Raw genomic sequence first — 13,633 nt, forward strand, 5'->3', positions numbered from 1 at the left:
CCCGCCGCAGCCTCGGCACCCGGTGGTGCGACTGCCGCAGCACCGGCAGCCGGTGCTGCGGCTGCTGCGCCCCCTGCCCCCGCCATGCCATCAGCCAATGCGCCCGCACCTGCCGCCAACGCCGCTGCCCGGGTTTCGCCGCCCGACGCCGCAGCGGTCATCTATGCCATCCATCAAGTGGACAGCAAGGGCGAACCGTCCGCCAACGTCGCCAACGGCAGCATCGCCACCTACTGGTTCGGCCATGCGTTCGAACTGGACGGCACGCCTTACTACACGGGCTTCATCTGGGAAACCGCCGAGCGCTATGGCAAGCCGGGTGAGGATGACGTCGGTCCCATGACGACCGTGAATCTGGCCGAAGCCACCTTCATCCGCGACCCGGCATCCCCGGAAAGTCCCTGGAAATTCCGCGGTATGGAGCCGACCATCGGCGAATTCGGCGCGTACGAAAGGCCGCCGGAAGTCGACACGCAGCGCAAGCCGCTGGAGTACCGCACGGCATCGGGCAAGTTGATGCTCGCAGTGCCCACCGAGGCCTTCGAGAACGGCATCACGATCAGCGGCTACGCCCTGCTTGTCTTCACGCCCCCGGAAAAGCGCCAGGACGAAACGGGCAATGTGTGGACCTACGTGGGCAACGTGATCGCAGGCGAGGACAACGGGCCGGCCTGTGCGGATGGCGACGTCATGCCGTGCACGCGCAGCGAAGGCGAACTGGTCTTCAGCGCCACCGCTACCGCCGACCTGCCGCGCGTGACGGTGCAGTTCACGGGCAACACGATCTCGGGTCCCGGCAAGACTCGCAAGCTGGGCCCCGGCGACGCCGTCATCTACGCCTACGACGCTACGCGCAAGCAGTACGTCGCGCAGTAGCCGATACCATCACCGTTGCGAACAACGCGGCCGTTCAGGCCGCGGCTTGCTCCTGGGTCCCGGCCACTTCCAGCCGGTTGCCGCCCAGCGATTTGGCGCGATAGAGCGCCTGGTCTGCGATGGCCAGCGCATCCATGATGGTGGGCGCGTCGCCGTTGAAACGCGCAAGCCCGATGCTGACCGTCGCGGCAATGCCGATGTTGTCTATCCGGTTCGAGACGGTCACGGCGAAGCGCTCGGCCATGGACTTGCCCAGCGTGTGGGCGCCCTTCGCGTCGTCACCCCAGAGCAGCGCGGCAAATTCCTCGCCGCCAATGCGCGCAAGAATGGTGTCGTGACCCAGCACTTCTCGCGCGGTTTCGGCAAAGGACTTGAGCACCTGGTCGCCCGCCGCGTGCCCATAGCGGTCATTCACGGATTTGAAGTGATCCAGGTCGAACGCCAGCACCGACACCGCGCCGCGCCCTTCCTTGCCGTTCAGCATGCGCGCGCCCTGCTCGAAGAACCAGCGCCGGTTGCCCAGCCGGGTCAGGTAGTCGGTTTGCGACTCCAGCAGCAGTTGCCGGTGCGTTTCGTCGCGGATGAGCTTGAGCAGCGTCATCGGCAACACCACGGAATACAGCACGCCCTCGTAGATGGTGAGCTTGCCGGCCAGCGCCAGGACGGGCTGCGAGTCGAACCAGGGCAGGATGAACGCCCGGCCGGCGTAAAGCGCCGTATGCACGCCCGCAACGGCCATCACAATGTGCCGCGACCGACGCGGCTTGAGCGCCTGGCAGCGGTACACCTCCCAGGCGGTCAATCCGCTGACGAGCGCAATCGGCGCCGAGCTGACATACGTCCACATCACGTCGAGCCAGCGCACGCCGCCGATCACCCAGGTCAGCCCCATGCCGATCAGCACGCAGAGCGACGTGCGCAGGTAGCGCCGCCCGCTCAGCGCAGCAACGCCGTTGAGCACCAGCAGATAGCCGCCGAGGATAACAAGGTTGCTGAGCGCCGCACCGCTGACGCCCGGAAGGTCGCGACGATATAACGCCGCCGCGCAGCCAAGCGCCAGCGTGGCAAAGCCTGAAGCCAGGATGCGTAATTCCTTGCTGCGTGTGGGGTTGGCCCGCTGTTCCCAGAACATGAGGCCGGCGCTGACAAGCAGTGTTCCAACTGCCAGCAGGTACAGAGTGAGAAGATCGACGTACATCTCGAAAGTCAGGAGATTTCGCCGAAAACGCGCGGCGGCTGCGGGATTTTACGGTGAAAACGTGTCATTTCACCTTTTCAGGATGCGCTTTTGCATCACGCTGGGCAGCGCCCGCGCGCGCGTCATCCGACCCCGAAAATTTGTCCCATGGGCAGATCATTTCTTGATCTGGCCCCCACACCGGCCGACTTCCAACCGTTGGAACTTGCACAGCCCACAGCCCGCGTTGGCCGGCCGCGAAATCACCCTTTCCGTGCCGCTTCAATCGTCGCGATGTCGATCTTCTTCATCGTCATCATGGCCTCGAACGCGCGCTTGGCCGCCGCTTGATCCAGGTCCGTGACCGCCGCCAGCAGCGCCCGTGGCGTGATCTGCCAGGACAGTCCCCATTTATCCTTGCACCAGCCACAGTCGCTCTCCTGGCCGCCGTTCAAGACGATGGCATCCCACAGTCGGTCGGTTTCTGCCTGATCGTCGGTCGCGACCTGAAAGGAAAACGATTCGTTGTGCTGGAAGGCGTCGCCGCCATTGAGGCCGACGCAGGGGATGCCCATCACAGTGAAGTCGACCATCAGGATGTCGCCCTGTTGGCCCGATGGATAGTCGCCGGGTGCGCGGTGGACCGTGCCGACCTTGCTGTCGGGGAACGTCTTTGCATAAAAGGTCGCCGCTTCCAGGGCGTCGCCGTCGTACCACAGGCAAACGGTGTTTTTGCTGGCCATCGTGCTCCTCCTTGGCAGGAAAGTGATGCGCTTCAACCTTGCCGCAATGCGCGACGTTCAAGCATAGTCCAGGCCGCGCCTACCGAAAACCGGGCACGCATCCCGGTCATGCGGTCCCCTTTTCAAACGGCGATGCGCCCGTCGATGCAGGTCACGGATTGCCCGCCCACGCGAATGGCGCCGCCCGCGTCGAACGAGATGCGCAACCTGCCCGACCGCCCGACCACGGCGCCCTGCGTGCTGAGGTATTCCGTGCCGAACTGCGGCACCTGTCCGGCGTCGCGGATGAACGCCGCCACCGAGCCGTTGCCGCTGCCGCAGACCGGGTCTTCGTTGGCGCCCAGGCTGGGCGCAAAGGCCCGGACCTCGATGGCCGCTTCCGCGCCTTCGCCATAGGCGCCGTACACCACGATGCCCGCGGCATTGTTGCGGCGATCGAAGTCAGCCATGCGAGCGAAGTCCGGTCCCAGCGTCAGCACCGCCTGCGCGCTGGGCAATTGGGCAATTGTCCATACCGGCCCCACATTGACGAACTTGGGCGCAGGATCATGCAGCACCGCCGAGCCCAGGATGGCTTCCATTTCGTCGACGAGATCGGCCCCAAGTTCGGCCAGGCTGGCTTCCGGCAGTGTGAAGGCGATAAGCGGGCTGCCACCCGCCGCGTCCGTGACCGACAGTTCGATCAGGCCGGCGGCACATTCCTGCACGAGCCTGCCGTCACGCGCCGCGACAATACCGGCCTCTAGCAGCGCATGCGCGGTTCCCAGCGTGGGATGCCCCGCAAAGGGCAACTCGGCCTGCGGCGTGAAGATGCGCACCAGGTAATCGGCGCCGGGCTGCGTGGGCGGCAGCACGAAGGTGGTCTCCGACAGGTTCGTCCAGTTGGCGATGCGCCGCATCTGCTCGTCCGACAGCCCCTGCCCTTGCAGCACCACCGCGACGGGATTGCCGCGATAGGGTTCGCTGGTGAACACATCCACCTGCTTGAATGGCACGCTCATGTCCCGCTCCTTTATTCAATATCCGGATGCCTGTCGGCCAGCCGTTGGCGCCGCACGCGCAGCGCGTCGAGCTTTTCCTCGAGCGCCGCGATCTCGGCATCGACGTCCTGCACGCTTTGCTCGATGTGCTCGTACGCCTGCTGCAAGAGCACCTTGGCCTCCTTGCGGCTGGACGCCGTCGGCGTTTCCCCGCGCAGCGGCCGGTTGGCCGTTTCGGGCAGGAAGAACGACGTGATAAGCCCGATGACCGACGCCGCCATCAGGTAGTACGCCGGCATCATCAGATTCTCGGTCTCTTCGACCAGCCATGCAGCAACCGTGGGCGTCAGACCGGCAAAGATGATGGCCACGTTGAACGAACTGGCCAGTGCGCTGTAGCGGATGCGCGTGGGAAACAGCGCGGGCAGCGTCGACGCCATGATGCCGATCAGGCAGTTCAGGAACACGGCGATCAACAATAGTCCCAGAAAGATCAGCGCGGTGTTGTCGCTGCCGATGAGAAAGAACGAGGGGATCGCCGTGACCAGCAGGCCCAGGCTGCCGGCCAGCAGGAACGGCTTGCGGCCGATCTTGTCGCTGATGAACCCCACCACCGGCTGCACGAACAGCATGCCCACCATCACGACGACGATGATGAGCACGCCATGCCCTTCGGTATAGCCCAGGCTACCCGACAGATACGTGGGCATGTAGGTGAGCAGCATGTAGTAGGTGACGTTGGTCACGAGCACCATGCCGATGCTGACCAGCAATGCACGGCGGTACTTGCTGAAGATCTCGCGAAATGACACCGTCGGCTTTTCCTGCACGGCGTCGCGGTCTTCCTTTTCCATCCGTTCGAGCTGTTGCGTGAAGGCCGGCGTTTCCTCGGCCGCGTGGCGCAGATACAAGCCCAGCAGGCCAAGCGGTCCGGCCACGAAGAACGGGATGCGCCAGCCCCAATCAAGGAAGGTCTGCTCGCCCAGCATGGTCTGCAGCAGCACGACCATGCCCGCCCCCACGACGAATCCGGCGATCGAGCCGAAGTCCAGCCAGCTTCCCAGGAAGCCGCGCTGCCTGTCTGGCGCATACTCGGCCACGAACACGGCCGCGCCGGTGTATTCGCCCCCCACGGAGAAGCCCTGCGCCAGTTTGCACGCCAAGAGAAGAATCGGCGCCCAGATGCCGATCGTGGCATAGGCGGGAATCAGGCCGATGCAGAACGTGCTGATGGCCATGATGATGATGGTGAGCGACAGCACCTTCTGGCGTCCAAAGCGATCGCCCATGATGCCGAAGAAGACGCCGCCCAGCGGCCGGACCAGGAACGGCACGGAAAACGTGCCCAGGGCGGCGATGGTCTGCACGGCGGGCGAGGCATCGGGAAAGAACACCTTGCCCAGCGCAAAGGCAACAAAGCCGTAGACGCCGAAGTCAAACCATTCCATCGCATTGCCAAGCGCCGCGGCGGTCACGGCCTTCTTGAGCTTGGTGTTGTCGATGACGGTGATGTCGCCGATCTCCAGCGGACGGATCTCTTGCGACGACGTGGGGGTTTCTGCCATGGTGCGACATCCATAAAACGGGACATGCCGATTATGGACCCGATTTTGGCAACGGTCATCGCCCGCGCCATTGCGGGAGTGGCGGGCGCGCGCCCATAATGCCCCACCCCCCGACGCTCGCCGGAGCCATTCATGACCGATACCCACACGCCGCCGCTGATCTATCTTGAGGACCTGTCCGTCGGAGACGTCTTCGTCAGCAAGACCCACGCCCTGGATGCGGCGCAGATCATTGCCTTTGCCTCGCAGTTCGACCCGCAGCCCTTTCACCTGGATCCGGACGCCGCGCGCGAGACGTTATTCCAGGGCCTGGCGGCCAGCGGCTGGCATACGGCGGCGCTGACCATGAAGCTGCTGGTCGAAAGCTTTCCCGTGGCGCGCGGCGTGATTGGCGCCGGGGCCGAAGTGGTCTGGCCGCAGCCCACCCGCCCCGGCGACGTGGTGAAGGTGACGAGCACGGTGCTGAGCATCACGCCGTCCCGCTCCAAGCCCGATCGCGCCATCGTGGTCGTGGAATCCGTCACGTCGAACCAACGCGATGAAGCACTTCAGAAGCTGACCAGCAAGGTTGTTGTGTTCCGGCGGTCATGAGCTGGTAATGGCCGGTCGTGGGCCGCCCATGAGCGGGCTGTGCGTTTGTCATGAACCGTTCATGACTCCGCGCCCAGTCCGTTCGACGGCCAGCCGCCCTCTTTACGCCGTCGCGCCCTCCGGCAGTTTGGCGATGACCTTGATCTCGAACTGGAATCCATACAGCCAGGTCACCCCCACCGCCGTGATATTCGGAAACGGCGCCTCGCCCCAGAACTCGGGCACCACTTCCCACATGGTCTCGAACTGCGACTGCGGATCCACCATGAAGACGGTCACGTCGACCACGTCGTCGAACGACGCGCCCGCCGCGTGCAGGATGGCGTTCAGGTTCTGAAATGCCAGCCGCACCTGCTGGCGCAGATCGGGCTCGGGCGAGCCGTCGTCGCGGCTGCCGACCTGGCCGGACACGAACAGAAAGCCGTTGGAGCGCACGGCCGGCGAGTAACGGTTGCGCTCGTAAAGCGCGTGGCGATGGGGAGGAAAAACGACGTCACGGTTGTTCATGAGATTCTCCAAGTGAAGGGGCTTCGGACCGCCCGCGTTGACATAGGCAAACTGTAAAAGCGCCCGCCGCGCGGATAAACGGTCAACTTCATCCATCACTATTTGTAGAATCCAAACAATCCCCAACACCCTGCGGAGCAGCCATGGACCGATTTGACGCAATGACCGCGTTTGCGCGCGTGGTGGAGACCGGCAGCTTCACCAAGGCGGCCGAGACCCTGCACATGAGCAAGACCAGCGTCACGCAGCTCGTGCAGCAGCTCGAAGCGCGGCTGCGCGTGCGCCTGTTGAACCGCACCACGCGCAAGGTCAACGTCACGGCCGACGGCGCGGCGTACTACGAGCGTGTGATCAAGCTGCTGGCCGACATGGACGACGCCGAAACCAGCCTGTCCAGCGCCGCCGAAGCGCCGCGTGGCCGCCTGCGCGTGGACGTGCCCGGCCCGCTGGCGCGCATGGTGCTGGTGCCGGCATTGCCGGCCTTCCACGCGCGCTATCCCGACATCCAGCTCGACATGGGCGTCAGCGACCGCATCGTCGACCTGATCGGCGAAAACGTCGACTGCGTGGTGCGCGGCGGCGAGCTGACCGATCAATCCTTGATGGCCCGCCGCGTCGGCGACCTGCGTTTGGGCGTCTATGCCGCGCCCTCGTACCTGAAGCTGGCCGGCAAGCCCGCGCATCCGCGCGAACTCGAGGACACGCACCATCGCATCGTCGGCTTTCTGTGGCAACGCACGGGCCGCGCGCTGCCTTACGCCATGCGCCGCGGCAACGAAGTGGTCAACGTGCACGGCCGCTACGTGCTGGCCGTGGACGACGGCAATGCCTACCTGGCGGCCGGTCTGGCCGGCATGGGCGTGATGTGGCTGCCGGATTACATGTCCGCGCCGCATCTTGCACAGGGCGAATTGGTGCCGGTGTTCGAGGACTGGCGGATGGACCCGATGCCGATGTACGTGGCGTTCCCGCCCAACCGCCACGTCAGCGCCAAACTGCGCGCCTTTATCGACTGGATCATCGAACTGGTGGGCGCGTATTCGCCTGCGGGCGGACGATAGCGCGGCAGGCCCCCGCCGCCCGCTACCCCTTCGCAAGCTCCCCCGCCAGTTCCAGCGCCCGCGCCAGGAACACCGACGCATCATCCTTGCGATAACTGACGATGACTGGCGACACAAACGCGTCGGCTTCGATCCGCACATGCGCCACGTCCTGGCGTTGCAGGCGTTGCACGGACGCGGGCACGACCGTGACCCCCAGCCCCGCCGCGACCAGCCCGATGGCGGTCTGCAGCTCGTTGGCCTCTTGCGCGACCTGCAGCGAATGGCCGGCGGCACGAAAGAGTCCCAGCACGTGGTCCGCGTAATTGGGCCGCGGCCGCGCCGGATACAGGACGAAGGGCTCGCGCGCCAGCCGGTCGACCGAGACGCTGCCCTGGCCCGCCAGCGGGTGATGCAGCGGCACGGCGGCCATCAAGGGTTCGGTCATCAGCACGCGGCGCTCGATTGCGGGGTCGTCCAGGAGGATGCGGCCGATACCCAAGTCGATGCGGCCTGCCTTCAGCGCTTCGAGCTGCGGCAAGGTGTTCATTTCCATCAGGCCCACTTCAACCCGTTCGTCGGCGCCGCGCAGCAACCGGATCAGTTCCGGCACGAAGCCGTACAGCGTGGACGGCACGAAGCCGATGCCGAACCAGCGCCGCTCCGTTTGACCCAACCGGCGCGTGCCTTCCAGCACTTCGTCCAGCCGCGCGGTCAACAGGCGCGATTGCTCGAGCAGAAAGCGGCCCGCCTCGGTCAGGCGTAGGGCGCGCGTGGTGCGCTCGAACAGCAGCACGCCCAATTCCTCCTCCAGTTGCTTGATCTGGCGGCTGAGCGGCGGCTGCGCGATGTGCAGCCGCGCAGCCGCCTGCGTGAAACTGCCGGCCTCGGCCACGGCCTGGAAATAGCGCAAGTGCCTGAGTTCCATGACGATTAAGACCCTGAAGGTATCAATTGAAACCCATATAGTCTTGGACGCCTTGGAAAAAGGCAAGCGATACTGCCTCCATCATTCGAGCGCGGTCGGCCAGAGTATGAATCGGGTCCGCATCGCCGCCCATAATTCAAGAACACGGAGACTTCCATGCGCCTGCGCCCCGCCTTCAAACCCTTCGCCCGCGCCTTGCTGGCCGCGTCGCTACTGGCTGGCGCGGCGGCGGCGCACGCCGATGTCTATCCCGACCACCCGGTGAAGTGGATCGTGCCCTTCCCGCCGGGCGGCGCCATGGACAGCATCGCGCGCACGCTGGGCGAATCCATGGGCAAGCAGCTGAACACGTCGTTCATCGTGGAAAACCGTGCGGGCGCGGGCGGCAATATCGGCGCGGCTGCCGTCGCGCGCGCCAAGTCGGACGGCTACACCATCCTGATCGTGGCCAATGGCATGGCCGTGAATCCCGCGCTGTACCAGGACCTGAATTACGACCCCATCAAGGACTTCGCGCCGATCTCGCTGCTGGCCGTGGTGCCGAACGTGCTGGTCACCAATCCTGAACGCACCGGCGCGACGAGCGTGCAGGACGTGATCGCCAAGGCAAAGGCGCAGCCCAAGCACTACACGTACGCCTCCGCCGGGGTCGGCACGTCGATCCATCTGGCCGGTGAAATGTTCGTGTCGATGACGGGCGTGGACATGCTGCACGTGCCGTACAAGGGCAGCGGCCCTGCCGTCGCGGACCTGTTGGGCGGGCAGGTTGACTATATGTTCGACAGCATCACGTCCGCCAAGCCCCACATCGCCACCGGCAAGCTGCGCGCATTGGGCGTCACCACCACCAAGCGCTCTGCCGCCCTGCCCGACGTGCCGACGCTACAGGAAGCGGGTGTGCCCGGCTATGAGCTGATGCCTTGGTTCGCGGCCTTCGCGCCGGCGGGCACTCCACCGGATGTGGTTGCCAAGCTGAACGATGCCATGCGCGCTGCGTTGGCAGATGCCAAGGTGAAGGCGACGCTCGATTCGATCGGAGCCGAGTCCATCGGCAGCACGCCGGACGCACTGCGCGACCACCTGGCCAAGGAAACGGCGCAATGGAAGGACCTGGTCAAGGAACGCGGCATCAAGATCAACTGATAGGCCGCGCCGCGCTCGCCTGGGGTATCGTTGGTCCATCCACCTCCCAGCGAAGGAAGTCATCATGGCCCTGAAACACGCGGATCCCGGACAGGTCATCGATCTGAAGCCCTACGGCGCGGCGCTCGCGCAGAAGCAGTCGATCGCGCTTTTCAAGTCCGAGGATCTGGAGGTCATGCGCCTGGTGCTGCTGGCGGGCAAGACAATGCCCTCGCATGACGTCGAGGGCGAGATCACCCTTCAATGCCTGGAGGGCAGCGTGGAGGTCTCGACCGGCGGCGCCACGCATATCCTGGACGCCGGCCGCCTGATGTACCTGCCCGGCCGAGCGCCGCATTCGCTTTTTGCGCTGGAGAACGCGTCGGTACTGGTGACCGTCGCATTGAAGCGCACATAGCGCCACCAGCCAGCCTACTTGCGCTCACGCCCTTCGACAGCCTTGCGCAGCACGCTGATGAAGGCCTCGTTGAATGCGGGAATATCGTCGGGCTTGCGGCTGGACACCAATACGCCGTCGACGACCGTCTCCTCATCCACCCACTCAACGCCCGCATTGCGCAGGTCGTCCTGCAGCGACGGCCAACTGGTCATCTTGCGCCCCTTGACGACGCCGGCAGAAATCAGCAACCACGCGCCGTGGCAGATCACGGCGACCGGCTTGCCCGCATCAAAGCACGCGCGCACCAGCTCCTGAGCCTTGGGCTGCATGCGGATTTCATCGGCGTTGACCACGCCGCCGGGTAAAAGCAAGGCGTCGAAGACCCCCGGCTCGGATGCGGCCTGCAAAAACGTCAGGTCCACCGGAAACCGGTCACCGGGTTTGTCGTGATGGAAGCCTTGGATCGGGTCGGTGCGAGCGGACACCAGAACGGTGCGCGCGCCCTCCTCGTGCAGACGGTGTCGCGGGCCCGTAAGTTCGACCTGCTCGAACCCATCGACGGCCAGAATCGCGATGTTGACGTCTTGAAGTGTTGCCATGGTTGCTCCTGTTGCGTGGCCTCCCGACGGTGCGATGCATCGCGCGGGAGGCCTGGGGTATGACTTTTCAGGGCCGCGCCGCAGCCACCGGCTTGGGCGACTGCGAGGGCTGTTCGAGCTGCGCCGGGGTAACTCGCCAGATCGTGTTCGACAGGTCGTCGGCCACGATAAGCGCGCCCTTCGGATCGACTGTCACGCCAACCGGACGGCCCCGCGTCGTGCCGTCGCTGTCGCGAAAGCCTGCGACGAAGTCGACGGGCGGGCCGGAAGGCCGGCCGTCCGTGAACGGCACGAAGACCACCTTGTAGCCGACCGGATCTTTGCGGTTCCAGCTTCCGTGCTCGCCGACGAAGACGCCGTTGGCAAAACGATCCCCCATCGAAGCGTCCGAGAAATCGACGCCCAGCGCCGCGACGTGCGAGCCCAGGCTGTAATCCGGCGCGATGGCCGACGCGACCTTGGCAGGATCCTGCGGCCGGACGCGATCGTCCACATTCTTGCCCCAATAGCTGTAAGGCCAGCCGTAGAAGGCGCCTTCCTTGACGGTGGTCAGGTAGTCGGGCACCAGGTCGGGACCGATTTCGTCGCGCTCGTTGACCACGGCCCACAGTTGGCCGGTGTCGGGCTGGATCGTGAGCGCGGTGGGATTGCGCAGACCGGTCGCATACGTCTTGTATTCGCCCGTGCTGGCGTTCACGCGCCAGATCCGCGCGCGATCGGCTTCTGCCGTCATGCCGCGTTCGGTGATGTTGCTGTTGGAGCCGATGCCCACGTACAGATACTGCCCATCGGCGCTGGCGGTCAGCGCCTTCGTCCAGTGATGGTTGATCTCCGACGGCAGCGGCGTGACGACTTCGGGCGGCCCGCTTGCCTTGGTCTGCCCAGGCTGATAGTCGAACCGCACCAATGCGTCCTGATTGGCGACATACAGCTGGTTCCCGACCAGCGCCAGTCCATATGGCGCGTTGAGATTCTCGGCGAAGATGGAGGCCTCGTAAGTGCCATCGCCTTCCGGGTCGCGCAGCAGCGTCAGCCGGTTGCCGCCCTTGACCGGGCTGGTGCCGCGGGCCTTGATGACAGCCGCGATCACGTCCTTGGGCTTGAGGTCGGGCGCGCTGCCGCCCCGTCCTTCGGCCACCAGGATGTCGCCATTGGGCAGCACGAGCGTCTGCCGGGGAATTTTCAGATCTTTGGCGATGGCCGAGATCTTGTAGCCCTCGGGCACGGTCGGCACCTTGTCGCCCCACGGGGTAGGCTTGGCAATGACCATGTCGGGCAGCAGGCCGCGTTCGGGTTTAGGCAGATCAGGCGAAGGTCCATATTGGCCTCCGGCCTGCGCGCTGCACACCCCTGCCATCACCAGCAGCGGAAGTCCGGCAATCAGTCGTAAGTGATTCATAGCGGCCCCCTGATGTGCGGCGTGCGGAAGCCCAGCCAGAGCGCCAGAAGCGCCAGCACGGCGCCGACTGCAGACAGAATCAGTGCGGTGGGCATGCTTGCCCAAGCGTCCCGGGCGTGCAGAAACGCATTGAACAGGCCGACCAGCCAGGCCGCCAGCAACACTACGGCGTAAGGAACGATCCCGCGCGCGCGCTGCGTGGCCCTGAACAGGTCCACGATGGCAAACAGCAGCGCGATCGCGCCAAACAGCAGTCCGCCGACCAACAGCCAGGACGCGAAATTGTTCCATTGGATGTGAAAAGTCTGCGCATAGGCAGCATCCGCGATTGCCGCGCCGAGAAACAAGGGGAACATCCCGGCCAGGAATACCGCCGGTATGGGGCGCACGGTAAGGGCGTACCGATTTTCGATGAGTTGGGTCACTGGATCGCCTCGTGAGTTGCGGGCCCGAGCAGATGCCCGTGAGAGGCGGCGCAGCAAGCCGTGTTCCTGCGCGGGCAGCGCCTACACCCCGAACGACACCGACATCCGTTCCAACCATGCGCTGGCCACCGGTTGCCGCTGTGCCAGAAATCCCAGCGGACCCGCTTCGGCCATGCGCCAGTGCGCGGTCCCAATACGCAGCGTTCCTCGCAACGTGCAGCGCGTGCGGATCAGCCCTGCCGGGCCATCCTGAACCGTCCAGACCGCGAAACGTAACGGTACGGCAATGCGCAGGCCGGGTCGGAACTGCACGCTGGCGGCGGGCCGGCCTTCCGCGACGAGCGACGCTTGCGCCAACGCGGCCGGCTCACCTGGCCCGCCCAAGGCAGGCAGCGGCTCGAAATCGCCGATGCGCTTCGGGATGCCCCACAGCTTGCGGCCACCTTCTGCGGCCGCCTCGTCGTCCACCCAGATCGGTCCCACCGTGCACGCGGGCGCCAGCAATCCCGCGTGACGCACCGCCGTCGCAAAGAGCAACTCGTTGTAGGCGAGCGTGCCGCCCGGCTCGTAAGCGGTCCAGACGGTGGTGCAGATGGCATGGCGTCCCAACGTGACCACGCGGGCATCACCGGGCGCCTGCTGCGGCAGATCGGCCAGCGGCACCCGCCATGCGCAAAGGAGCGCATGGCCGTGCAGTTTCCAGGGGGCCTGCGGATAAGGAGACGGGGAGCCTGATTGCGTCCTGCCATCCGGCGTGCCAGTCGGGCTGTCATTCGATGGGGGCATCATCCTGGCGAACTCCTGTCGGGTTTCCAATGGACACTCCTGATCGATAGTAAGCGCCCTGCGACCGAACGCCGCATGCGTTTCCATTCGGACAGAATGCGTGAGGTTCTGTAATAGAATCCCGCCCATGTCGACTCATCGGGACTCTGCGTTTCAGCCCCGCGGCCTGCCTTGGCGCTTGCTCGTCTGCCTGGCAATGGCCGCCTTCGTGCTGCGCGCTTTCATCCCGACCGGCTACATGGCGGGGCCGTCCACGACCTCGCTGATGCTGACGCTGTGCGAGGCCGGCGGCACGATGAACGTGACGTTCGACCTGCCGCCCGAGCCGGACGCCAAGCATGGCGCCGCAGAGGCCTGCGCCTTCGGCGCCCTCGCCGCGCATGCGATTCTGCCGGACACCGGGCTTGCACCCGTGTTGTCGGCGCGCGCCGCCTACGCCGCGCCCGAGATTCCCGTCTACCGCGCCACGCCGCCGCTGCCTGCCCTTGGGCCGCC

16 protein-coding genes are annotated in these 13,633 nt (G+C 65.4%); 6 read left to right on the forward strand and 10 right to left on the reverse strand.

Translation table 11 applies throughout. The features are described 5' to 3' along the window. Positions 1–876 (forward strand): hypothetical protein (locus B3446_RS27775; RefSeq protein WP_291387354.1); only part of this gene is annotated, 876 nt, incomplete at its 5' end. A 34-nt stretch (positions 877–910) separates the two neighbouring features. Here the strand turns inward: B3446_RS27775 and B3446_RS27780 are convergent. The 4 genes from B3446_RS27780 to proP form a co-directional block, all read right to left on the reverse strand. Further along, positions 911–2,074, reverse strand: coding sequence for a GGDEF domain-containing protein (locus tag B3446_RS27780; protein ID WP_291387356.1), 1,164 nt, complete (start codon positions 2,072–2,074; stop codon positions 911–913). Between the two features lie 242 nt (positions 2,075–2,316). After that, positions 2,317–2,796, reverse strand: coding sequence for a VOC family protein (locus B3446_RS27785; protein ID WP_291387358.1), 480 nt, complete (start codon positions 2,794–2,796; stop codon positions 2,317–2,319). Positions 2,797–2,918: 122 nt separating this feature from the next. Then, on the reverse strand, positions 2,919–3,797 hold the full coding sequence (locus B3446_RS27790) for a PhzF family phenazine biosynthesis protein (protein ID WP_291387360.1): 879 nt from the start codon (positions 3,795–3,797) through the stop codon (positions 2,919–2,921). 11 nt (positions 3,798–3,808) lie between these two features. After that, complete coding sequence (gene proP / locus B3446_RS27795; RefSeq protein ID WP_175136364.1) at positions 3,809–5,341, reverse strand: glycine betaine/L-proline transporter ProP; 1,533 nt, start codon at positions 5,339–5,341, stop codon at positions 3,809–3,811. A 132-nt stretch (positions 5,342–5,473) separates the two neighbouring features. Here proP and B3446_RS27800 point away from each other — a divergent pair, with 132 nt between their 5' ends. Beyond that, positions 5,474–5,932 (forward strand): MaoC family dehydratase, encoded by a 459-nt coding sequence (locus B3446_RS27800; protein WP_291387363.1) that lies wholly within the window; start codon positions 5,474–5,476, stop codon positions 5,930–5,932. 102 nt (positions 5,933–6,034) lie between these two features. On the opposite strand, the gene B3446_RS27805 is transcribed toward B3446_RS27800, so the two are convergent. Next, on the reverse strand, positions 6,035–6,439 hold the full coding sequence (locus B3446_RS27805) for a RidA family protein (protein WP_175121348.1): 405 nt from the start codon (positions 6,437–6,439) through the stop codon (positions 6,035–6,037). Between the two features lie 143 nt (positions 6,440–6,582). Here B3446_RS27805 and B3446_RS27810 point away from each other — a divergent pair, with 143 nt between their 5' ends. Then, positions 6,583–7,500: a LysR family transcriptional regulator gene (locus B3446_RS27810; protein ID WP_291387365.1), complete on the forward strand. Its 918-nt coding sequence runs from the start codon at positions 6,583–6,585 to the stop codon at positions 7,498–7,500. Between the two features lie 22 nt (positions 7,501–7,522). On the opposite strand, the gene B3446_RS27815 is transcribed toward B3446_RS27810, so the two are convergent. Next, positions 7,523–8,407, reverse strand: a complete 885-nt coding sequence (locus B3446_RS27815; protein WP_291387367.1) for a LysR family transcriptional regulator — start codon at positions 8,405–8,407, stop codon at positions 7,523–7,525. Between the two features lie 156 nt (positions 8,408–8,563). Between B3446_RS27815 and B3446_RS27820 the strand changes: the two genes are divergently transcribed. Both B3446_RS27820 and B3446_RS27825 read left to right on the forward strand, forming a co-directional pair. Continuing rightward, the gene (locus B3446_RS27820; RefSeq protein ID WP_291387369.1) at positions 8,564–9,550 is read left to right on the forward strand and encodes a tripartite tricarboxylate transporter substrate binding protein; all 987 of its coding nucleotides are present in this window, start codon (positions 8,564–8,566) and stop codon (positions 9,548–9,550) included. Between the two features lie 64 nt (positions 9,551–9,614). Then, a complete protein-coding gene (locus B3446_RS27825) occupies positions 9,615–9,947 on the forward strand; it encodes a cupin domain-containing protein (RefSeq protein ID WP_291387370.1) in 333 nt (110 codons plus the stop codon). Positions 9,948–9,961: 14 nt separating this feature from the next. Here B3446_RS27825 and B3446_RS27830 read toward each other — a convergent pair whose 3' ends face one another. The 4 genes from B3446_RS27830 to B3446_RS27845 form a co-directional block, all read right to left on the reverse strand. Further along, a complete protein-coding gene (locus B3446_RS27830; RefSeq protein ID WP_291387371.1) occupies positions 9,962–10,528 on the reverse strand; it encodes a type 1 glutamine amidotransferase domain-containing protein in 567 nt (188 codons plus the stop codon). Between the two features lie 67 nt (positions 10,529–10,595). After that, complete coding sequence (locus B3446_RS27835) at positions 10,596–11,927, reverse strand: PQQ-dependent sugar dehydrogenase (protein ID WP_291387372.1); 1,332 nt, start codon at positions 11,925–11,927, stop codon at positions 10,596–10,598. After that, positions 11,924–12,409, reverse strand: a complete 486-nt coding sequence (locus B3446_RS27840; protein ID WP_291387373.1) for a DUF2231 domain-containing protein — start codon at positions 12,407–12,409, stop codon at positions 11,924–11,926. Before B3446_RS27840 ends, B3446_RS27835 begins: the two co-directional genes overlap by 4 nt. Before the next feature lie 24 nt (positions 12,410–12,433). After that, a complete protein-coding gene (locus tag B3446_RS27845; RefSeq protein ID WP_291387374.1) occupies positions 12,434–13,267 on the reverse strand; it encodes an acetoacetate decarboxylase family protein in 834 nt (277 codons plus the stop codon). Between B3446_RS27845 and B3446_RS27850 the strand changes: the two genes are divergently transcribed. Then, positions 13,266–13,633 (forward strand): hypothetical protein (locus B3446_RS27850; RefSeq protein WP_291387375.1); only part of this gene is annotated, 368 nt, incomplete at its 3' end. The two genes, B3446_RS27845 and B3446_RS27850, sit on opposite strands and share 2 nt — an antisense overlap.

The organism is Achromobacter sp. UBA5777 (assembly GCF_002418565.1).
Lineage (GTDB): Bacteria > Pseudomonadota > Gammaproteobacteria > Burkholderiales > Burkholderiaceae_B > Achromobacter > Achromobacter animicus.